This window comes from Pseudomonas sp. KNUC1026, from assembly GCF_021650705.1.
Lineage (GTDB): Bacteria > Pseudomonadota > Gammaproteobacteria > Pseudomonadales > Pseudomonadaceae > Aquipseudomonas.
Window position 1 is genome coordinate 4,513,434 of sequence record NZ_CP087138.1, and the last position, 20,168, is coordinate 4,533,601.

General features: G+C 57.7%; 17 protein-coding genes and 1 pseudogene. 8 read left to right on the plus strand and 10 right to left on the minus strand.

What is annotated here, in order from left to right; all coding sequences use genetic code 11:
• Nucleotides 1-9: 9 nt before the first annotated feature.
• From LN139_RS21310 to rpmH, 8 genes are all read right to left on the minus strand, one after another.
• On the minus strand, nucleotides 10-801 hold the full coding sequence (locus LN139_RS21310) for a ParA family protein (protein WP_236356708.1): 792 nt from the start codon (nucleotides 799-801) through the stop codon (nucleotides 10-12).
• A gap of 18 nt (nucleotides 802-819) precedes the next feature.
• Nucleotides 820-1,401: a 16S rRNA (guanine(527)-N(7))-methyltransferase RsmG gene (gene rsmG, locus LN139_RS21315; RefSeq protein ID WP_442964456.1), complete on the minus strand. Its 582-nt coding sequence runs from the start codon at nucleotides 1,399-1,401 to the stop codon at nucleotides 820-822.
• 65 nt (nucleotides 1,402-1,466) lie between these two features.
• The gene (mnmG, locus tag LN139_RS21320; protein ID WP_236356718.1) at nucleotides 1,467-3,359 is read right to left on the minus strand and encodes a tRNA uridine-5-carboxymethylaminomethyl(34) synthesis enzyme MnmG; all 1,893 of its coding nucleotides are present in this window, start codon (nucleotides 3,357-3,359) and stop codon (nucleotides 1,467-1,469) included.
• Between the two features lie 455 nt (nucleotides 3,360-3,814).
• Nucleotides 3,815-5,179, minus strand: coding sequence for a tRNA uridine-5-carboxymethylaminomethyl(34) synthesis GTPase MnmE (mnmE, locus tag LN139_RS21325; protein WP_236356720.1), 1,365 nt, complete (start codon nucleotides 5,177-5,179; stop codon nucleotides 3,815-3,817).
• Nucleotides 5,180-5,258: 79 nt separating this feature from the next.
• Nucleotides 5,259-6,932 carry a membrane protein insertase YidC gene (gene yidC, locus LN139_RS21330; RefSeq protein WP_236356722.1) on the minus strand — a complete coding sequence of 558 codons (1,674 nt, stop codon included), beginning with the start codon at nucleotides 6,930-6,932 and terminating at the stop codon, nucleotides 5,259-5,261.
• A gap of 2 nt (nucleotides 6,933-6,934) precedes the next feature.
• Complete coding sequence (yidD, locus tag LN139_RS21335; protein ID WP_236356724.1) at nucleotides 6,935-7,180, minus strand: membrane protein insertion efficiency factor YidD; 246 nt, start codon at nucleotides 7,178-7,180, stop codon at nucleotides 6,935-6,937.
• Nucleotides 7,173-7,577 carry a ribonuclease P protein component gene (gene rnpA / locus LN139_RS21340; protein ID WP_236356727.1) on the minus strand — a complete coding sequence of 135 codons (405 nt, stop codon included), beginning with the start codon at nucleotides 7,575-7,577 and terminating at the stop codon, nucleotides 7,173-7,175. The genes yidD and rnpA overlap by 8 nt, the downstream gene beginning before the upstream one ends.
• Nucleotides 7,578-7,595: 18 nt before the next feature.
• The gene (gene rpmH / locus LN139_RS21345; protein ID WP_043192020.1) at nucleotides 7,596-7,730 is read right to left on the minus strand and encodes a 50S ribosomal protein L34; all 135 of its coding nucleotides are present in this window, start codon (nucleotides 7,728-7,730) and stop codon (nucleotides 7,596-7,598) included.
• A 552-nt stretch (nucleotides 7,731-8,282) separates the two neighbouring features.
• Here rpmH and dnaA point away from each other — a divergent pair.
• The 5 genes from dnaA to LN139_RS21370 all read left to right on the plus strand — a co-directional run bounded on the left by dnaA (nucleotide 8,283) and on the right by LN139_RS21370 (nucleotide 14,940).
• Nucleotides 8,283-9,758 (plus strand): chromosomal replication initiator protein DnaA, encoded by a 1,476-nt coding sequence (dnaA, locus tag LN139_RS21350; protein ID WP_236360554.1) that lies wholly within the window; start codon nucleotides 8,283-8,285, stop codon nucleotides 9,756-9,758.
• 38 nt (nucleotides 9,759-9,796) lie between these two features.
• Nucleotides 9,797-10,900 carry a DNA polymerase III subunit beta gene (gene dnaN, locus LN139_RS21355; RefSeq protein WP_236356738.1) on the plus strand — a complete coding sequence of 368 codons (1,104 nt, stop codon included), beginning with the start codon at nucleotides 9,797-9,799 and terminating at the stop codon, nucleotides 10,898-10,900.
• Between the two features lie 7 nt (nucleotides 10,901-10,907).
• Nucleotides 10,908-12,011: a DNA replication/repair protein RecF gene (gene recF, locus LN139_RS21360; RefSeq protein ID WP_236356740.1), complete on the plus strand. Its 1,104-nt coding sequence runs from the start codon at nucleotides 10,908-10,910 to the stop codon at nucleotides 12,009-12,011.
• 3 nt (nucleotides 12,012-12,014) lie between these two features.
• The gene (gyrB, locus tag LN139_RS21365; RefSeq protein WP_236356743.1) at nucleotides 12,015-14,435 is read left to right on the plus strand and encodes a DNA topoisomerase (ATP-hydrolyzing) subunit B; all 2,421 of its coding nucleotides are present in this window, start codon (nucleotides 12,015-12,017) and stop codon (nucleotides 14,433-14,435) included.
• Nucleotides 14,436-14,541: 106 nt separating this feature from the next.
• Complete coding sequence (locus LN139_RS21370; RefSeq protein WP_236356748.1) at nucleotides 14,542-14,940, plus strand: lysozyme inhibitor LprI family protein; 399 nt, start codon at nucleotides 14,542-14,544, stop codon at nucleotides 14,938-14,940.
• Nucleotides 14,941-14,999: 59 nt separating this feature from the next.
• Here the strand turns inward: LN139_RS21370 and bkdR are convergent.
• Together bkdR and LN139_RS21380 are read right to left on the minus strand one after the other, a co-directional pair.
• Nucleotides 15,000-15,487: pseudogene (gene bkdR, locus LN139_RS21375) on the minus strand (Bkd operon transcriptional regulator BkdR).
• 187 nt (nucleotides 15,488-15,674) lie between these two features.
• Entirely contained in the window at nucleotides 15,675-16,562 is an 888-nt protein-coding gene (locus tag LN139_RS21380; protein ID WP_236356749.1) for a LysR family transcriptional regulator, read from the minus strand.
• 149 nt (nucleotides 16,563-16,711) lie between these two features.
• Here LN139_RS21380 and LN139_RS21385 point away from each other — a divergent pair, with 149 nt between their 5' ends.
• The 3 genes from LN139_RS21385 (at nucleotide 16,712) to LN139_RS21390 (ending at nucleotide 20,092) form a co-directional block, all read left to right on the plus strand.
• Nucleotides 16,712-17,971: a GMC family oxidoreductase gene (locus LN139_RS21385; protein WP_442964348.1), complete on the plus strand. Its 1,260-nt coding sequence runs from the start codon at nucleotides 16,712-16,714 to the stop codon at nucleotides 17,969-17,971.
• Nucleotides 17,972-18,006: 35 nt separating this feature from the next.
• Nucleotides 18,007-18,375, plus strand: coding sequence for a GMC oxidoreductase (locus LN139_RS25880; protein WP_442964457.1), 369 nt, complete (start codon nucleotides 18,007-18,009; stop codon nucleotides 18,373-18,375).
• Nucleotides 18,376-18,469: 94 nt separating this feature from the next.
• Nucleotides 18,470-20,092: an MFS transporter gene (locus tag LN139_RS21390; RefSeq protein WP_236356751.1), complete on the plus strand. Its 1,623-nt coding sequence runs from the start codon at nucleotides 18,470-18,472 to the stop codon at nucleotides 20,090-20,092.
• Nucleotides 20,093-20,168 lie beyond the last annotated feature (76 nt).

Sequence of the window (20,168 nt, forward strand, 5' to 3'; positions counted from 1 at the left end):
GGTGATTCCTCAGATGGCGGTGGCGCTGCGCGCTTTGCGGCGCTGCCGGCGAACCATTTCGTTTGCCAGTTCCAGGTAGGCCTGCGCCCCCCGGGACTGCTTGTCGTAGCTCAGCGCGGGCATGCCGAAGCTGGGTGCTTCGGCCAGGCGCACGTTGCGTGGAATCACCGTGTCGTACAGCTGGTCGCCAAAATGTTCCTTCAGCTGGGCCGATACATCGTTGATCAGGCTGAGCCGAGGATCGTACATGGTGCGCAGCAGGCCTTCGATCTTCAGGTCCGGATTGAGCAGCGTACCGATACGCTTGATGTTGTCCACAAGGTCGCTCAGCCCTTCGAGCGCGTAGTACTCGCACTGCATGGGGATAATCACCCCATCGGAGGCCACCAGGGCGTTGAGCGTGAGCATGGACAGCGATGGTGGACAGTCGATGAGGATGTAGTCGTAGTTTTCCCGGATCGGCGCCAGCGCAGTGCGCAGACGGCTTTCCTTCATCTGCATTTCAAGCAGTACGACTTCGGCCGCAGTGAGGTCACGATTGGCTGGCAGCAGCTGGTAGCCGCCGTGTTCGGAAAAATGCATGGCTTGAGCAAGGTCGCACTCACCTATCAGCACGTCGTAGACCGAATGCTCCAAGGCGTGTTTATCCACACCACTGCCCATCGTCGCGTTACCTTGGGGATCGAGATCGATCATCAGGACGCGCCGACGCGTCGCCACCAGCGATGCCGCAAGGTTGATGCAGGTTGTGGTTTTACCCACACCCCCTTTCTGGTTCGCGATCGCGAATACCTTAGCCATTGTTGCCTGTGTTCCCAGTCATGCCGTGCGGCGCAGTATCAGCAGATGGCGTTGGCCCTGACAACCAGGGACGGCCAAAGCCTGCTCGCTCTGCATTTCGAAATCCGGCGGCAATGCTACCAGTTCATCGGAAGGATGCAGACCCTTCATTGCCAACCAGTGGGTTTGTGTGTCGCCCAGATGCCGTGTCCAGCCAGTGAAGTCAGCCAGGCTGCTGAACGCGCGCGAAACGATGCCGTGATAGGGCTCGGCAGGTTGATGCTGCTCGACCCGGCTGTGGACAACTTGCAAGTTCGTCAGGCCGAGCTCCAGCTTGACCTGAGTCTGAAAGCGGGTCTTCTTGCCGTTGCTGTCGAGCGTAGTGATCTGTTTTTCCGGAAACATGATCGCCAGTGGAATCCCGGGCATTCCCCCACCGCTACCCACATCGAGCCAACGCTCGGCGTGGGGATCGATCCAAGGCAGGATGCTCAGGCTATCGAGCAGGTGCCGGGAGACCATTTCATCCGGATCGCGTACTGCGGTCAGGTTGTAGGCCTTGTTCCACTTGATCAACAGCGCCAGATATCCGAGCAGCCCATTGTGTTGCGCCTCGGTCATCTCTATGCCGAGCGCTCGTGCACCTGTGGACAACTCTTCGGCATGCCTGCCATTCACCACTTCACTCACGCACTGTGCTCCAGCTCGCGGCCCGCGCCGCGTTTTTTCAGATGAATCATCAACAGGCTCACAGCGGCGGGAGTCACACCGGGAATGCGTGAAGCCTGGCCGAGCGTTTCTGGGCGCGCCTTGTCGAGCTTGCCCTGGATCTCGCGGGAAAGCCCAGAGATGCCAAGATAGTCGATATCCACAGGCAGGCGGGTGTTTTCGCTGGCACGCAGCCGATCGATCTCATCCTGCTGGCGGTCGATGTAGCCGGCGTACTTGGTACGAATCTCGACTTGCTCTGCGACCTGTGGGTCAATCACGGCTGCCTCGGTCACCTGCGCAAGCGTGGCGTAGTCGATTTCAGGGCGGCTCAGCAATGCCAAAAGATTGTATTCATGCGTCAACGGCGTGCCGAAGCGTTCACTGATCGCATTGCCTATCGGCGTATTGGGCCGCACCCAGGTGCCTCGTAGCCGTTGCTCCTCAAGTTCGATAGCCTCGCGCTTGGCGCTGAAGGCAGCCCAGCGGGCATCATCCACAAGGCCCAGTTTGCGACCTTGCTCGGTCAGGCGCAGGTCGGCGTTGTCTTCCCGCAGGATCAACCGGTATTCGGCGCGAGAGGTGAACATCCGATAAGGCTCTTGAGTTCCCAAGGTGATCAGATCGTCAACCAGTACCCCGATGTAGGCTTCGTCGCGACGTGGGCACCAGCTCTCGTGCCCTTTGGCACGCAACGCGGCGTTGGTGCCGGCGAGCAGGCCTTGTGCGCCAGCCTCTTCGTAGCCGGTTGTACCGTTGATCTGGCCAGCGAAGAACAAACCGCCGATCACTTTGGTTTCCAGGCTGTACTTCAGGTCCCGGGGATCGAAGTAGTCATATTCGATCGCATAACCCGGACGCATGATGTGCGCGTTCTCCATCCCTCTGATCGAACGCACCACCTGCAGTTGCACGTCAAAAGGCAGCGACGTCGAGATGCCATTTGGATACAGCTCATGGGTCGTCAAGCCTTCCGGCTCGATGAATACCTGGTGACTGTCCTTATCGGCAAATCGATGGATCTTGTCTTCGATCGACGGGCAGTAGCGTGGCCCGACCCCTTCGATCACACCCGAATACATGGGTGAGCGATCCAGGTTGGCCGCGATGATTTCATGGGTCCGCGCGTTGGTATGGGTAATCCAGCAACTGACCTGACGCGGGTGCATCTGAGCGTCGCCCATGAACGACATCACCGGAATAGGGGTATCTCCCGGCTGTTCGGTCATTACCGAGAAATCCACAGACTTGCCGTCGATACGCGGCGGCGTACCGGTTTTCAAACGGCCCACACGCAGGGGCAGTTCGCGAAGCCGGCGTGCCAATGCGATTGAAGGCGGGTCACCTGCCCGGCCACCGGAATAGTTTTCCATCCCGATGTGGATAAGCCCGCCAAGGAAGGTGCCAGTTGTCAACACCACCGAGTCGGCTTCAAAGCGAAGGCCCATTTGGGTGACTACACCCTTGACCTGATCTTGTTCGACGATCAAGTCATCGCAGGCTTGCTGAAATATCCACAGGTTGGGCTGATTCTCAAGGATTTCGCGTACTGCGGCCTTGTAAAGAATACGGTCGGCCTGCGCTCGAGTAGCGCGCACTGCCGGGCCCTTCCGGTTGTTCAACACCCGAAACTGGATGCCGCCTTTGTCGGTGGCCAATGCCATTGCACCGCCGAGCGCATCGATTTCCTTGACCAGGTGGCTTTTGCCGATCCCCCCGATCGCGGGGTTGCAGCTCATCTGCCCCAGCGTTTCCACGTTGTGGGTCAGCAACAGGGTTTTCGCGCCCATGCGTGCCGAAGCCAGTGCTGCCTCGGTCCCGGCATGGCCGCCACCAATGACGATCACTTCAAAACGGGAAGGGAAATCCACCACGCACCTCGTGCCTGTTAGTAGATGGGAAATAGGGATAGCCGCGCAGTATAGGGAAACCAATAAGCGGAATGAAGCGGTTGAGCAAAAAATAGCCAGAGATGGACGAGCGGTTTCGAAGCCTTTCAGCTAAAAGAGATAAAAAAGAAAAAATGTATAAAAGCTTTGTTTTTATGTTTATGTATACAGAGGCCAATATCTGTGGATAAAGAGCTACATCCACCGCCAATCGTGGTGTACAGAGAATTTAAACCTTGTGATCATCCCGGCGTGGGCCCCTTGGAAAACCTGGAATAGCCTGTGCATAAATCTGCAGTTACGCACAGGCATGGTTTTCCTCAGGGTTATCCCTGTGCTTATCAATACCCCTCACGTAGGGTTTTCCACAGGGCTTATCCAGCGCTCGGGCGCAAAAAAGCCGGCATTGCGCCGGCTTGATGCCATTCTGGATCGGGCTATTTGCCGATGCAGAAGCTTGTGAATATTCGCCCCAGAAGGTCATCCGGCGTAAAAGCACCTGTAATTTCGCCCAAGGCCTGTTGTGCCAGCCGTAGGTCTTCTGCAAGCAGCTCCCCTGCGCCGGCCTCGGTCAACTGCAGATGGCCGTGCTCCAGCTGATCGCCTGCCCGCCGCAAGGCGTCCAGATGACGGCGCCGTGCACTGAAGCCGCTCTCGGAGGTCTGCTCATAGCCCATTGCAGCCTTCAGGTGGTTTCTGAGCAGTTGCAGGCCCTCATCTGCTCTGTTGGCACTCAGGCTCAACGTGACGTGGCCGTCAGTGTCTGTCACTGCTTGCACAGTTTCGCCGGATAGATCTGCCTTGTTGCGCACCAGGGTTACCTTGCCCGTGGGTGGCGCCTGATCCAGAAACTCGGGCCATAGCGCAAAAGGATTGGCAGCTTCCGGCGCGGTAGAGTCCACCACCAGCAATACGCGGTCTGCACCTGCGATCGCATCCAATGCACGTTGCACACCGATTTTTTCCACGCGGTCTTCGGTGTCGCGCAACCCGGCAGTGTCGATCACATGCAGCGGCATGCCATCGATGTGGATATGTTCACGCAGCACATCACGAGTGGTGCCGGCGACGTCCGTCACGATTGCCGCTTCCTTGCCCGCCAGCAGGTTGAGCAAGCTGGATTTACCGGCGTTAGGCCTGCCAGCGATCACGACAGTCATCCCATCGCGCAAAAGAGCCCCTTGGGCTGCTTGCCGAATCACCTCAGCCAAGTGCTGGCGAACGCCAGTCAGCTGGCTCAACACATGGCCATCGGCAAGAAAGTCGATTTCCTCCTCCGGAAAGTCGATGGCCGCTTCAACGTAGATGCGCAAGGCGATCAAGCGCTCCACCAGCTCATGGATCTGCCGTGAAAACTCACCTTGCAATGAGCGCAGCGCATTGCGCGCGGCTTGCTCTGAACTCGCCTCGATCAAGTCAGCGATCGCTTCGGCCTGTGCCAGGTCAAGTTTGTCGTTGAGGAAGGCGCGTTCACTGAATTCACCGGGCCGCGCCAGGCGGCAGCCGGCGTTGATGCAGGCATTGAGCAACAGGTCGAGTACCACGGGGCCGCCGTGCCCTTGCAGTTCCAGTACATCTTCACCGGTGAACGAGTGCGGCCCCGGGAAGTAAAGCGCCAGGCCTTGATCTATTACCGAGCCCTGAGCATCTCTGAGAGGACCGTAGTGGGCGTATCGCGGCTTGGGAGCGGGGTGAGCAACCTGGTGGGCCACCTCCAACGCCAGAGGCCCTGAGACTCGCACGATCCCCACTCCAGCCCTGCCTTGGGCAGTCGCGATCGCGGCAATGGTGTCTTTATTCACAGCCTGCTCCTGGTGATGAAAATGTCAGATAGCAAAACGCCCCTGAAGCAGGGGCGTTTTGTCCACAGCATAAGCCGCGTCAGGCTTCGGCTTTCTTGCTTGCGGCCTCGATGTTACGGGTAATTACCCACTGCTGCAGGATCGACAACGTGTTGTTGGTGATCCAGTACAGCACAAGGCCAGCCGGGAACATCAGGAAGAACGCGGTGAAGATGATCGGCATCAGCTTCATCACCTTGGCCTGCATCGGATCCGGCGGTGCGGGGTTCAGCCGCTGCTGAATGAACATGGTGGCGCCCATGATGATCGGCAGGATGAAGAAGGGGTCTTTGATCGACAGGTCGCTGATCCAGAACATCCAGGGCTGTTGGCGAACCTCGACGCTTTCCAGCAGTACCCAGTACAAGGCCAGGAAAACCGGCATCTGTACGACGATTGGCAAGCAACCGCCCAACGGGTTGATGCGCTCTTTCTTGTAGAGCTCCATCATCGCCTGGGACATTTTCTGACGGTCGTCACCGAACTGTTCCTTCAACGCGGCCAGGCGTGGCGCTACAGCACGCATGCGCGCCATCGAACGGTAGCTGGCGGCAGAAAGCGGGAAGAACAGCAGCTTGATCAGGATGGTCAGGCAGATGATCGACCAACCCCAGTTACCGAGCAGGTTGTGGATATGTTTCAGCAGCCAGAAGATCGGTTGGGCAATGAACCACAGGAAGCCGTAATCGACGGTCAATTCCAGGCCTGGCGAGAGTGCCTTTAGCTTGTCCTGGACTTTCGGGCCTGCGTAAAGCGTGACGTTCGCTTGCGCCTTGGTGCCAGGGGCCGCGGTGATCGTGGAACCCGTGAAACCGACGATGTAATTGCCTTGGCTGTCCTTGCGAGTGGAGACAACGTTGCTGTCATCCCTGGACGGAATCCAGACAGTCACGAAGTAATGTTGCAACCAGGCAACCCAACCACCTTGCACGGTTTCCTTGAAACTGCCTTTGTCGATGTCCTTCATCGCCACTTTTTTGTAGGGCTCGGAAGGTGTCCACACCGCAGCGCCGAGGTAGGTGGCGGTGCTGGTAGCAGTGCTGGCGGACGGATCCGCGCTGCTGTCGCGCTTGAGCTGAGCGAAAAGGTTGCCAGTCCAGGGCTGTGCGCTCTGGTTATCGATCAGGTAGCTCACCTGCACATCGTATTCGCCCCGCTTGAGGGTGAAGCGCTTGATGTAGTTGACCCCGGCGGCACTGTAGGTCAGGTCGACCACCAGTTGATCCTGGCCATCGGCCAGTTGATAACTTTTTTGCGTCGAAACGTAAAGCGGGCGGCCGGCTGCCTGGGCATCGGGGCCATTGGCGCCAATCAAGCCACTCTGGCCTACATACAGGCGCTCGCCGCCATTGTCGAACAACTGGAACGGAACGTCCGGGCGGCCTTGCTGGCGCGGATATTCAGGCAGTGTCAGCTGCACCACGTCCCCGCCTTTGGGGTCGATGGCCAAGTCAAGGACATCAGTGCGTACATGCACAAGTGATGCGCTCGCCGGGGCGGTTTCAGCAGCCGGGGCAGCAGGCGTGGTGTTAGGGACGTCGGACACCGTGGCGTTGTCCGAAGGAGCCTGCGGCACATCGCTCGGCACTTGGGCCTGATGGTTGGCCTGAGCGTCCGGCAGTTGCGCCTGGCCGTAATCCTGGTTCCATTTCAGGACCATGGTGTAGGCGACGACTGCCAGGGCGACCATCAGGATCGTGCGTTTAATATCCATGATTACTCGGCTATCGGAGAAGATCGAGAAGGAGAGGAAGGCGGAACCGGATCGACACCGCCCGGATGCCAAGGGTGGCAACGGCATAGCCGCCTGGTCGCCATCCAGCCACCACGCCACACGCCATGCAATTCGATGGCTTCAATGGCATAGGCTGAGCAGCTTGGGTAGAAACGACAGTGGCTGGCCATCAGCGGGCTAATGGCATAACGGTAAAACTGGATCGGAAGCAGGACCAGTTTACGCATCTTGACTGTGCTGCCCCTTTGAATCGGTTTCAGCGCAAGGTTGTGCTGCTCGTAGCCGTGCCAGCCGTTTCCAGAGTTTGCCGAAGTGCTGATGCAGCTCGGGGTTTTCTGTGTCGGCCAAGCCTTTGCGGGCCACGATGACCACATCCCATCCAGCCAACTGGTGTTGGTGCTGGCGGAATGATTCGCGAATTACACGCTTGAGCCGATTGCGCTGGACCGAAAGCTTCACGCTTTTCTTGCCAATCACAAAACCCAGGCGCGGGTGATCGAGCGCATTGTCGCGCGCAAGGATCAGGAGGTTCTTCCCCGGAACCTTGCCGGTCGGGGAGTCAAAGACCGCCTTGAATTGCCCGGGTACCAGCAGTCGCTTGCCCCGGCTGAAGTCCTGACTCACCTACCTGTGCCGGCTATATCAGACTGCCAGACGCTTGCGGCCCTTGGCACGGCGACGCGACAGAACGGTGCGGCCGTTCTTGGTGGCCATGCGAGCACGGAAGCCGTGAGTGCGAGCGCGCTTGATGGTGCTGGGTTGGAAAGTGCGTTTCATGGGTAGTTACCTGGTTCGTCAACCAGGGCCGGGATGGCCCCTGTTTTTAAGAGACCGGCGATTCTAGTGAAAGCCCGCACGCAGGTCAATTTCCGACCAATTTCTCCGTTGCTTCATACGGACGAGCGGTCGACCCACGTGCTCAAGGAGTAAAAAAGAAAAAGGCATATAAAGCTTCTTAGAAGATGTTGTAGTACTTAGAGAAGCCCGGTTCTGTGGATAAGCTACTGTAGGCCACAGAGTACGCAGCCCGTAGAGAAATGGAAACTGGCCTAAAAGCGGTGCGGCGGGGGTGGGCTACCCGTGCACGGGTTGTGGGTAAATACGTTTGTTATGCACAGGCATAGTTATGCACAGCTTTCACAGAGTGGTTTTCCCTAGAGCTCCAGGTCAGTTATGCACAGACCTCCTGAGTTTGTATTTCGGGAGGTCTATGCCAGTTTTCGCTCCGCCCGTCCTAGAGATCAGTGCCTCGGTGTGGATAAGTTAGGGGTACACCGGTACAATGGCGGGTCGATCTTGCCCTCGCTGTTTTTCTCTCAGGGGATGTCCGTGTCAGTGGAAATCTGGCAGCAATGCGTAGAGCTGCTACGCGAAGAGCTGCCTGCTCAATTGTTCAATACCTGGATCCGCCCACTTCAAGTGGAGATGGAAGGCGCAGAGCTTCGTGTCTATGCGCCTAATCGATTCGTTCTCGACTGGGTCAATGAAAAGTACCTGGGCCGCTTGCTTGAGCTCATGGGCGACAAGGGTGGCGTCCCCGCCGTGTCGTTGATGATCGGCAGCCGGCGTAGCCCTACTGCTCGGCAATCCCCTAGTGCGCCACCTCCGGCAGCATCGCCTGTAATCTCTGCTCCCAGTGCCGCAGCGCCTTTTGCTGAACCGGCAGCGCCCCGGGAAGTGCCCCAGGTGGTAACGCCTCCTGCTAGCGAAGTTCATGACATCCCGGCTTCTCCCGGCGGCAAGGGTGAAAAGCGTGATGTTCAGGTCGAGGGTGCGCTCAAGCACACCAGTTACCTGAACCGCACCTTTACGTTCGAAAACTTCGTCGAGGGCAAGTCCAACCAGTTGGCGCGCGCGGCTGCCTGGCAGGTAGCAGACAACCCCAAGCACGGTTACAACCCACTGTTCCTGTATGGCGGTGTGGGCTTGGGTAAAACGCACTTGATGCATGCTGTGGGTAACCATCTGCTCAAGAAGAACCCGAATGCCAAGGTGGTCTACTTGCACTCGGAGCGTTTCGTCGCTGACATGGTCAAGGCACTGCAGCTGAACGCCATCAACGAGTTCAAGCGCTTTTATCGCTCCGTCGATGCGCTGCTGATCGATGACATCCAGTTCTTTGCGCGCAAGGAGCGTTCCCAGGAGGAGTTTTTCCACACCTTCAACGCCCTGCTCGAGGGGGGCCAACAGGTCATCCTCACCAGCGATCGCTATCCAAAGGAAATCGAAGGCCTGGAAGAGCGTCTCAAGTCCCGCTTCGGTTGGGGCCTCACAGTGGCGGTTGAGCCTCCTGAGCTTGAGACGCGGGTCGCGATTCTGATGAAGAAGGCCGACCAGGCTAAAGTCGAGCTGCCTCATGACGCGGCGTTCTTCATTGCCCAGCGCATCCGCTCCAACGTCCGTGAACTGGAAGGCGCGCTCAAGCGTGTGATCGCGCATTCCCACTTCATGGGTCGCGATATCACGATCGAGTTGATTCGTGAGTCGCTCAAGGACTTGCTGGCGCTCCAGGACAAGCTCGTGAGTGTGGATAACATTCAGCGCACTGTCGCCGAGTACTACAAGATCAAGATCTCTGACCTGCTGTCCAAGCGTCGGTCGCGCTCAGTCGCCCGGCCGCGGCAAGTTGCCATGGCGTTGTCGAAGGAGCTTACCAACCACAGCCTGCCTGAAATCGGCGATGTGTTTGGTGGCCGTGACCATACGACAGTTCTGCACGCATGCAGAAAGATCAATGAGCTCAAAGAGTCTGACGCGGACATTCGCGAAGACTATAAAAACCTGCTGCGGACGTTGACCACATGACGCCACGGCTCGTAGAACTTTAAGGCAAGGACCAGACCATGCATTTCACCATTCAACGCGAAGCCCTGTTGAAGCCACTGCAGCTGGTTGCAGGTGTCGTAGAGCGACGTCAGACACTCCCAGTGCTCTCCAACGTGCTGCTGATCGTCGACGGCCAGCAGTTATCGCTGACCGGCACTGACCTTGAAGTCGAACTGGTAGGTCGTGTGCAATTGGATGAACCTGCCGAAGCCGGCGAGATTACCGTTCCCGCGCGCAAGCTGATGGACATCTGCAAAAGCCTGCCTGCCGACGCACTGATCGATGTGCGTGTCGACGAACAGAAGTTGATGGTAAAGGCGGGCCGCAGCCGTTTCACGCTTTCCACGCTGCCGGCCAAGGATTTCCCTACTGTCGAAGAAGGCCCGGGTTCACTGACCTGTTCGCTTGAGCAGAGCCGCCTGCGCCGGTTGATTGACCGGACTGGCTTCGCCATGGCGCAACAGGACGTTCGGTACTACCTCAATGGCATGCTGCTGGAAGTCAGTGCCGGCCTAATTCGCGCAGTCGCCACCGACGGCCACCGCCTTGCCATGTGCTCGATGAATGTAGATATAGGCCAGGCTGATCGCCATCAGGTGATCGTGCCTCGCAAGGGTATCCTCGAGCTTGCGCGTTTGTTGACCGAGCCTGATGGCCAGGTCGCTATTGTTCTGGGCCGGCATCACATAAGAGCCACTACAGGCGAATTCACGTTCACCTCGAAACTGGTCGACGGTAAATTCCCTGACTACGAACGCGTATTGCCTAAGGGCGGTGACAAGCACGTGGTCGGTGATCGCCAGGCGCTGCGTGAAGCATTCAGCCGAACGGCAATTCTGTCCAACGAAAAATACCGCGGGATTCGCCTGTTGCTCGAAAGCGGCCTGCTGAAAATTCAGGCTAACAACCCTGAACAGGAAGAGGCTGAAGAAGAGATCGGCGTTGACTACCAAGGCGACTCCCTGGAGATCGGCTTCAACGTCAGTTACCTGCTCGACGTACTCGGTGTCATGGGGACCGAGCAGGTTCGTTTGGTATTGTCCAATTCCAGCAGCAGTGCGCTTTTGCAAGAAGCGGATAACGAAGACTCGGCGTATGTTGTTATGCCGATGCGCCTCTAACCTGTAGATGGCATTGTGTCGCGTCACCGTCACCGCGCTGCGCAACCTGCGCGCGGTGACGTTACTCCCCTCCCCTCGTATCAATATCCTCTATGGCGAAAACGGCAGCGGTAAAACCAGCCTGCTGGAGTCGCTCCATGTGCTTGGCTTGGCTCGATCCTTCCGTAGTGCCAAATTACTTCCTGTGATTCAGCATGAGCAGGACGCCTGCACTGTGTTTGGTCAGGTAGACCTTGGATCAGGCCGTATCAGCAATTTGGGTGTTTCCCGCGAAAGGCAGGGCGATTTCACCATCAGGGTTGATGGGCAAAACGCAAAAAGTACGGCCCAGTTGGCAGAAATTCTTCCTTTGCAGTTGATCAACCCTGACAGCTTTCGCTTGCTCGAAGGGGCGCCCAAGGTGCGTCGCCAGTTTCTGGACTGGGGAGTGTTCCACGTGGAACCTCGATTCATGGCTACTTGGCAGCGTTTGCAGAAGGCGCTGAAGCAGCGGAACTCATGGTTGCGCCATGGTACACTTGATGCCATTTCTCAGGCGGCCTGGGACCGTGAATTATGCGGAGCCAGTGAGCAGCTCGACGAATTCAGGCGTGCTTACATCAAAGCGCTGAAACCAGTATTCGAGGAAGTTCTGGCTCAGCTTGTGGAGCTGGAGGGGCTAACCCTCAGTTACTACCGAGGTTGGGATAAAGACCGGCCGTTAAGTGATGTGCTTGCTGCGGGCCTGCACAGGGATCAGCAGCTTGGCCATACCCATGCCGGCCCTCAGCGCGCCGACCTTCGACTCAAGATAGGTGTGCATAACGCGGCAGATATCTTGTCGAGAGGCCAGCAGAAGCTGGTGGTGTGTGCGCTAAAAATTGCACAGGGGCACTTGGTAAGCCAAGTGCGCCGTGGTCAATGCGTCTACCTGGTCGACGACCTACCGTCCGAACTGGATGAGCGTCACCGTAGGGCACTGTGCCGATTATTGGAAGAATTGAAGTGCCAGGTGTTCATCACCTGCGTACAACATGAATTGTTGAGTGGGGACTGGCAGGCGGATACGCCGGTATCGATGTTCCACGTGGAACACGGTGAGATCACCCAGCACCTCGACCCTCGGGAGTAAGGCATGAGCGAAAATCAAACGTACGATTCCTCGAGTATCAAAGTACTCAAGGGCCTAGACGCCGTACGTAAACGGCCTGGCATGTACATCGGTGATACCGACGATGGCACGGGCCTTCACCACATGGTCTTCGAAGTGGTGGATAACTCTATTGACGAGGCACTGGCTGGTCACTGTGATGACATCACCGTCACTATCCACACCGATGAATCGATCTCGGTACGTGACAACGGCCGTGGTATTCCTGTGGATATCCACAAGGAAGAAGGTGTTTCTGCAGCCGAAGTCATCATGACCGTTCTGCACGCCGGCGGAAAATTTGACGATAACTCCTACAAAGTATCCGGCGGCCTCCATGGCGTTGGTGTGTCAGTGGTCAATGCGTTGTCTGAATCGCTGCGACTGACCGTGCGTCGCGCAGGCAAGATCTGGGAACAGCATTATGTTCACGGCGTGCCCCAGGCACCTATCGAGGCTGTTGGCGATAGCGAAACCAGCGGCACCGAGATCCATTTCAAGCCCTCTGACCAGACTTTTAAAAATATCCATTTCAGCTGGGATATTTTGGCCAAGCGCATCCGTGAGTTGTCGTTTCTTAACTCGGGCGTTGGCATTGTGCTGAGGGATGAGCGTTCGGGTAAGGAAGAGACCTTCCGCTATGAAGGCGGCTTGCGCGCATTCGTGGAGTACCTGAACACTAACAAGACATCGATCAACCAGCAGGTCTTTCACTTCAACGTTCAACGTGAAGACGGCGTAGGTGTTGAAATCGCTCTGCAATGGAATGACGGCTTCAACGAAAACCTGCTGTGCTTCACCAACAACATCCCACAACGGGACGGCGGTACGCACCTGGTGGGTTTTCGCTCGGCCCTGACTCGAAACCTGAACACCTATATCGAGCAGGAAGGCCTGGCGAAGAAGAACAAAGTTGCGACCACTGGTGACGATGCGCGCGAAGGCCTGACAGCCATCATTTCGGTGAAAGTGCCTGACCCGAAATTCAGCTCGCAGACCAAAGACAAGCTGGTCTCTTCCGAGGTGAAAACCGCGGTCGAGCAGGAGATGGGCAAGTACTTCTCTGACTTCCTGTTGGAAAACCCGAACGAAGCCAAAGCCGTAGTCGGCAAGATGATCGATGCGGCCCGTGCTCGTGAGGCTGCTCGTAAAGCCCGTGAGATGACGCGCCGTAAGGGCGCTCTGGACATCGCTGGTTTGCCAGGCAAGCTTGCCGACTGCCAGGAAAAGGACCCTGCCCTTTCCGAGCTTTACCTGGTGGAGGGTGATTCCGCCGGCGGCTCCGCGAAGCAGGGCCGTAACCGTAAGACTCAGGCCATCCTGCCCCTCAAAGGCAAGATCCTGAACGTCGAGAAAGCACGCTTTGACAAGATGATCTCGTCCCAGGAAGTGGGCACCCTGATCACCGCGCTGGGTTGCGGTATCGGGCGCGAGGAGTACAACATCGACAAGCTGCGCTACCACAACATCATCATCATGACCGATGCTGATGTGGACGGTTCGCACATCCGTACCTTGCTGCTGACCTTCTTCTTCCGCCAGTTGCCCGAGCTTGTCGAGCGTGGCTATGTGTACATTGCGCAACCGCCGCTGTACAAGGTCAAGCGCGGCAAGCACGAGCAATACATCAAGGACGATGAGGCCATGGAAGACTACATGACCCAGTCGGCCCTGGAAGATGCGAGCCTGCATCTGGGTGAAGGCGCGCCAGGCATCGGTGGCGAACAGCTCGAACGTTTGGTCAACGACTTCCGCACCGTGATGAAGACCCTCAAGCGTGTCTCCCGCCTCTACCCGCAGGAGATTACCGAGCACTTCGTTTATGTTCCGGCAGTGTCTCTGGAGCAACTGGCTGACCAGGCCTATATGAACCAGTGGCTGGAGAAGTTCTCTGCCCGCCTGCAGCGCTCTGAAAAGTCAGGCCTCACTTACAAGGCGACCCTGCGCGAAGATCGCGAGCGTAATGTCTGGCTGCCAGAGGTGGAAGTCAGTTCCCATGGCCTTTCCAGTTACGTGACCTTCAACCGTGACTTCTTCGGTAGCAATGACTACAAGACCGTCACGGCGCTGGGGGCTCAGCTGAGCAGCCTGTTCGATGAGGGTGCGTACGTTCAGCGTGGCGAGCGCAAGAAGCCTGTGAGCGAGTTCAAGGAAGCCCTGGAATGGCTGATGAACGAGAGCACCAAACGCCACACTATCCAGCGCTACAAAGGGCTGGGCGAGATGAACCCTGACCAACTGTGGGAAACCACCATGGACCCGGAAACTCGCCGCATGTTGAAGGTCACCATCGAAGACGCCATCGCGGCCGACCAGATCTTCAATACCTTGATGGGTGACGCGGTTGAACCACGTCGCGACTTCATCGAAAGCAACGCCCTGGCGGTGTCTAACCTCGACTTCTGACAGCCCCAGCATGCACTCAGGCCCGGCTGCCCAACAGCCGGGCCTTTTGTTTTTCGGCCTGAATACTCTCTGCTACCCTCCAGTTCAATCTTTGACTGGAGGTTACATGCTCAAACTCATCCGCCCTGCCCTCTCCGCGATACTGCTTGCAAGCGCCTGCAGTGCCGCTCAAGCGGCCCAGGACTGCTCAGGTGCTGTCAGTACCGTGGATATGCAGGAGTGCGCTCAGAAGTCGCTCAAGGCGGCTGATGCCGACCTCAACATGTCCTATCAGAAGCTACTCAAGCGCCTCTCTGGCAGTTCGGCGCCGGGCGAAGACAATGCCGCTTCCAGGCGCAAGCTGATCAATGCCCAGAAAGCCTGGATTGCATTTCGAGATGCTGATTGTGATGCGCAGTATCAAGCCCATATCGGTGGAACGTTGCGAGGCCTGGTTTTGCTGGGCTGTAAACAGCAGCACACCGAACAGCGCACCAAGGAACTGGATAACTACTTGCCCAACTGATTCCCTGTCATCGCTCATCGGGATAATCGGCGCAAAATGGGGCGGCCAGAGTTGCTTCTCTAGCCGCCCACGATCAACCCATTTGCCGGCAGTGGTAGCGCCGTTTTATACCGGACCTGCTTGAGTGCAAAGCTCGAGCGGATATTGGCCACCCTGGGAACCGCGTCAGGTGGTCCATGATGAAGCGTTCCAGCGCGTGGATATCGGGCACCAGCACGCGGATCAGGAAGTCCGCGTCGCCGCTCATCAAGTAGCACTCCATCACTTCATCACGCTGAGATATCGCCTGTTCGAAGCGAGCCAAGGCGTCTTCCACCTGTTTTTCCAGGCTCACGTGTATGAAAACGTTCACGTGCAGCCCCAGAAGCTCAGGCGCCAGCAAAGTCACCTGCTGTCTAATCAACCCCAACTCCTCCATCGCCTTGACTCGATTGAAGCAGGGTGTGGGCGAAAGGTTGACCGAACGCGCGAGCTCCGCGTTCGTGATACGTGCGTTGTCTTGCAGCGCATTGAGGATGCCGATGTCGGCACGGTCCAGCTTTCGCATTACGGGGCTCCCATAGGTTTGTGTGCAGAGCCAAAGCTGCTTTTTGCAGCAACGATGGCAACGAGCGCGAGCTTAGCTACTGTTCTTAGCGGATTTTGGTATGTGTTACGTATTAGGTTTTATTTCGTATGGCTCCAATAATTAATGGAGTTTAATGAATCTAGAAGTACGATAAAGTACGAATGAGCTAGGTCGCCATGAGCAGGTCCTGATTTCTGTCGCACAAATCAAGCAATGCGTCCCAAACCACCCTCAGCCTCACGGCCTTATGAAGTTCGCGCCGCGAACTGATCCAGTAACTGCGCTGCAGATGCTCGCCGGGCAATACCCTCACCAGCTCAGGATCCCCAGCAGCCATGTAGTTGGGCAATACCGCAATCCCGAGCCCTGCGCGGGCTGCGAACTGTTGCGCGATTACGCTGGTACTGCGAAACGCCACGTTAGGCGACCGGCAGAAACCATCGAGAAACAGCAGTTCCTGGCTGAACAGCAGATCGTCCACATAGCCGATCCACTGATGCAGGCCCAATTGTTCGCGTGATTCGAGGGGTGGCGCCTGATCCAGGTAGCCGGGGCTGGCATAGAGCGCCAGGCGGTAGTCGGTGAGTTTGCGTGTGATCAGCAAGTCGGCCTGCGGGCGCTCAAGCTGAATGCTGATCTCTGCTTCCCGATTGAGGATGCTCACGAACCGGGGAACCGCGACCATATCCATTTCCAGCCCGGGGTAGCGTGTGAGCAATTCGTTCATTCGTGGAGTGAGGAATGCCACACCCAACCCTTCGGTTACCCCGAGCCTTACCCTCCCCAAAGGCACAAGGTTTTGTGTAATAGCCTCCTGGGCCAACAGCGCCGCGTTCTCCATGGCCTCTGCATGGGTAACCAGCGCCTGCCCCGCAGGGGTAAGAACATGGCCGGCGGCGTGCTGTACGAATAACGCTGTACCCAGCGCTTGCTCGATGCGCTCGACATGCCGCGCGACCGTAGTATGCGTCGTTCCCAGGCGCTTGGCGGCCGCCAGCAAACGGCCGCTGCGGTGTAGCTCCAGAAAGAATTTCAGGTCATTCCAGTCGAACATGGCCGGCCCGTAAGTGTTTTTATTCTTGCCCTACAGCTCAGCACAGTTGTGCGAAAACGCACAGCCAGTGGGCGAAAACGCCGGTGGGCAAGGCGGTTTCAATCAACCACTATCAAAGGCGAACAATAAAAACAGGAGCGGAGGGGCTTATGCCACCAGCCAGCGAAACCTGGGATTACATCGTCGTTGGTGCCGGCCCGGCGGGTGCATTGCTCGCCAATCGGCTTTCGGCCGACCCAACAGCCCGAGTGCTGCTGCTCGAAGCCGGCGGCAACGACAACTACGCCTGGATTCACATCCCGGTGGGCTATCTCTATTGCATCGGTAACCCACGCACCGACTGGTGTTTCAAAACCTCAGAGCAACCCGGCCTTGGTGGCCGCAGCCTGAGCTACCCTCGCGGCAGGGTGCTGGGCGGCTGCTCCTCCATCAATGGCATGATCTACATGCGCGGCCAGGCACGCGATTACGACGGGTGGGCCGCGCAAGGCTGCAGTGGCTGGAGTTGGAACGACGTATTGCCGCTGTTCAAGAAAAGCGAGAACCACTTCGGAGGTGATAGCCAATGGCATGGTGGCAGTGGCGAATGGCGAGTCGAGCGCCAGCGTTATCACTGGCCAATCCTGGACGCTTTCCGCAGTGCAGCGGCTGAAGCCGGCATCGCGCCTGTGGATGACTTCAATACCGGCGACAACGAAGGCTGTGGATATTTTCAGGTCAACCAAAAGGGCGGTGTTCGGTGGAATTCGGCCAAAGCCTTCATCCGGCCTATTCTGAAGCGGCCGAATTTCACGCTGTTAACCCAAGCTACAGCTGACAGGCTGATTTTCGATGGCAGCAGGGTCAAGGGCCTCGAGGCCATCTGCCAAGGTGCCCGGCGCCGCTTCCATGCGCGCCGGGAAGTAATCCTCTGCGCTGGCGCTATCGGCTCACCGGCTATCCTTCAACGCTCCGGGCTTGGCCCTCGTAGCGCGTTGCACGCATTGGGGATCGAAGTTAGGCGTGACATGCCGAGCGTGGGGGCGAACCTGCAAGATCACCTTCAACTCAGGCTGATCTACAAAGTGAACAACGCCCGCACCCTGAATCAGGTGGCCAATTCACTGTGGGGCAAGATGGGCATGGGGCTGCGTTATCTTTACGACCGCAGCGGCCCGCTCGCTATGGCGCCAAGCCAACTGGGGGCCTTTGCCAAATCCAGCCCCGAGCAAGCCAGCGCCGATCTGCAATACCACGTACAACCGTTGTCACTGGACCGCTTTGGCGAACCGCTGCACACCTTCGCCGCCTTCACCGCTTCAGTCTGCAACCTGAGGCCGATGAGCCGGGGCAGTGTGCTCATCCAGTCAACTGCCGCCGGGGATGCGCCCAGGATTGATCCCAATTACCTCAGCCACCCCAAGACCTGAACGTTGCCGCCCGTGCCATTCGGCTGACTCGGCGTATCGTTCAGGCGCCATCACTGGCTCGCTTTGCACCAGAGGAATATCTGCCCGGTGCCAGCCTGCAAACCGAGGACGCATTGCACCAGGCCGCCAGTGCGATCGGAACCACGATCTTTCACCCAGCCGGTACATGTCGCATGGGCCATGACGACGCGGCGGTAGTGGATGATCAACTGCGAGTGCAAGGCGTGGCGGGGCTGCGCGTGGCTGACGCCTCGATCATGCCTACCATCGTGTCCGGCAATACCTGCTCACCCACACTGATGATCGCGGAAAAGGCAGCCCAATTGATCTTGCAGGGTGCTTCCCGGGGCGCCCAGGTAATCAACCACACCCCGAAGGAGGCGCCGCAGCCTGTAGCTAGCTGATGCAACAGCAGGGCTCCGACAGTGCAGTCGACCGGAGCTGACAGTGGACAACAACAATAATCACTGTGCCCCACCGGGGCCGAGGACCAGACCCATGTCGGACTACATCCAGCCACATCCAGGCGCCGTTGCGCCTGGCGCACGGCGCGAAGAGCGCAAGATCATCTTCGCCTCTTCTCTGGGTACCGTTTTCGAATGGTATGACTTCTTCCTGTACGGCGCTCTCGCCGCTGTCATCAGCAAGCAGTTCTTCTCCGGGGTGAATGACACCACGGCGTTCATTTTCGCGCTGATGGCGTTCGCTGCAGGCTTTCTGGTCAGGCCATTCGGTGCATTGGTGTTCGGCCGGCTCGGCGACATGATCGGGCGCAAGTACACCTTTCTCGTCACCATCGTGCTGATGGGCGTGTCGACCTTCGCGGTAGGCCTGCTGCCCTCCTACAGCAGCATCGGCATCGCCGCACCCGTGATCCTGATTGTGCTGCGCATGCTGCAGGGGCTGGCCCTTGGAGGAGAATATGGCGGGGCTGCTACCTATGTCGCTGAGCATGCGCCAGCGAACAAGCGTGGCCATCACACTGGCTGGATACAATCGACGGCAACGTTGGGGTTGTTGTTGTCGCTGGTCGTGGTGATGGGCTGCCGTTATATCAGCGGTGACCAATTCGAGGCATGGGGCTGGCGGCTACCGTTTCTGCTGTCTATCGTGTTGCTGGGTATCTCTACCTGGATTCGGCTGAGCCTTCATGAGTCCCCTGCCTTTCTGAAGATGAAATCCGAAGGCAAGACCTGCAAGGCCCCGATCCGCGAGTCCTTTGGCTCGTGGCCGAACCTCAAGGTCGTGCTGATCGCACTGTTCAGCATCAATGCAGGCCAGGCAGTCACGTTCTACACCGCACAGTTTTACGTGTTGTTCTTCCTCACCCAGATCCTGAAGATGGACCCCGGCCAGGCCAACAGCCTGATGATCGTCGCGGTGATACTGGGCGCGCCGTTCTTCGTGATTTGCGGGTGGCTGTCGGATCGCATTGGCCGCAAGCCCATTCTGGTAACCGGCCTGATATTGGCCACCGTACTGTACTTTCCATTGTTCAAAGCGCTCAGCCACTATGCCAACCCTGCCATCGACAGGGCCAGTGCTCAGGCGCCCATTACAGTAATGGCAGACCCCGCCACCTGCACCTTCCAGTTCGACCCGGTCGGCAAGGCCCGCTTCGACAGTCCTTGTGACAAGGTCAAGACCTTCCTGGTAAAGGCCGGCCTGCCCTATACGAGCCAGGCTGCACCCGCAGGCAGTGATGTGGTGGTGTCGGTGGGTGATACGCGAATCGCAGGGTTCGATCAGGCCGCGTTAGCTAACGCTGTGAATGCGGCAGGCTACCCCGCCAAGGCAGATCCCGGGCAGGTCAACCAGGTGATGGTGGTGGTCGTCATTTTTGCGCTGATCCTGATCGCGACCTTGTGTTACGGCCCGCTCGCTGCGGTGATGGTGGAGTTGTTCCCCACGCGCATCCGCTACACCTCGATGTCATTGCCTTATCACATCGGTAATGGTTGGTTTGGCGGCTTGCTGCCGACCGTATCCTTTGCGCTGGTGGTGTATACGGGAAATATTTTCTACGGGCTGTGGTACCCGGTGATTGTGACGGCAGTCAGCGTCATCGTGAGCCTGGCCTGCCTCAAGGAAACCCGGCACGTTGATATCACCAAGACGTGAAGCGTTTCAACGTCATTCACAATTGGAAGATAAAGAAATAAGCAGCTAATTCATGAGCTTAGCTGCTTATTTCAAA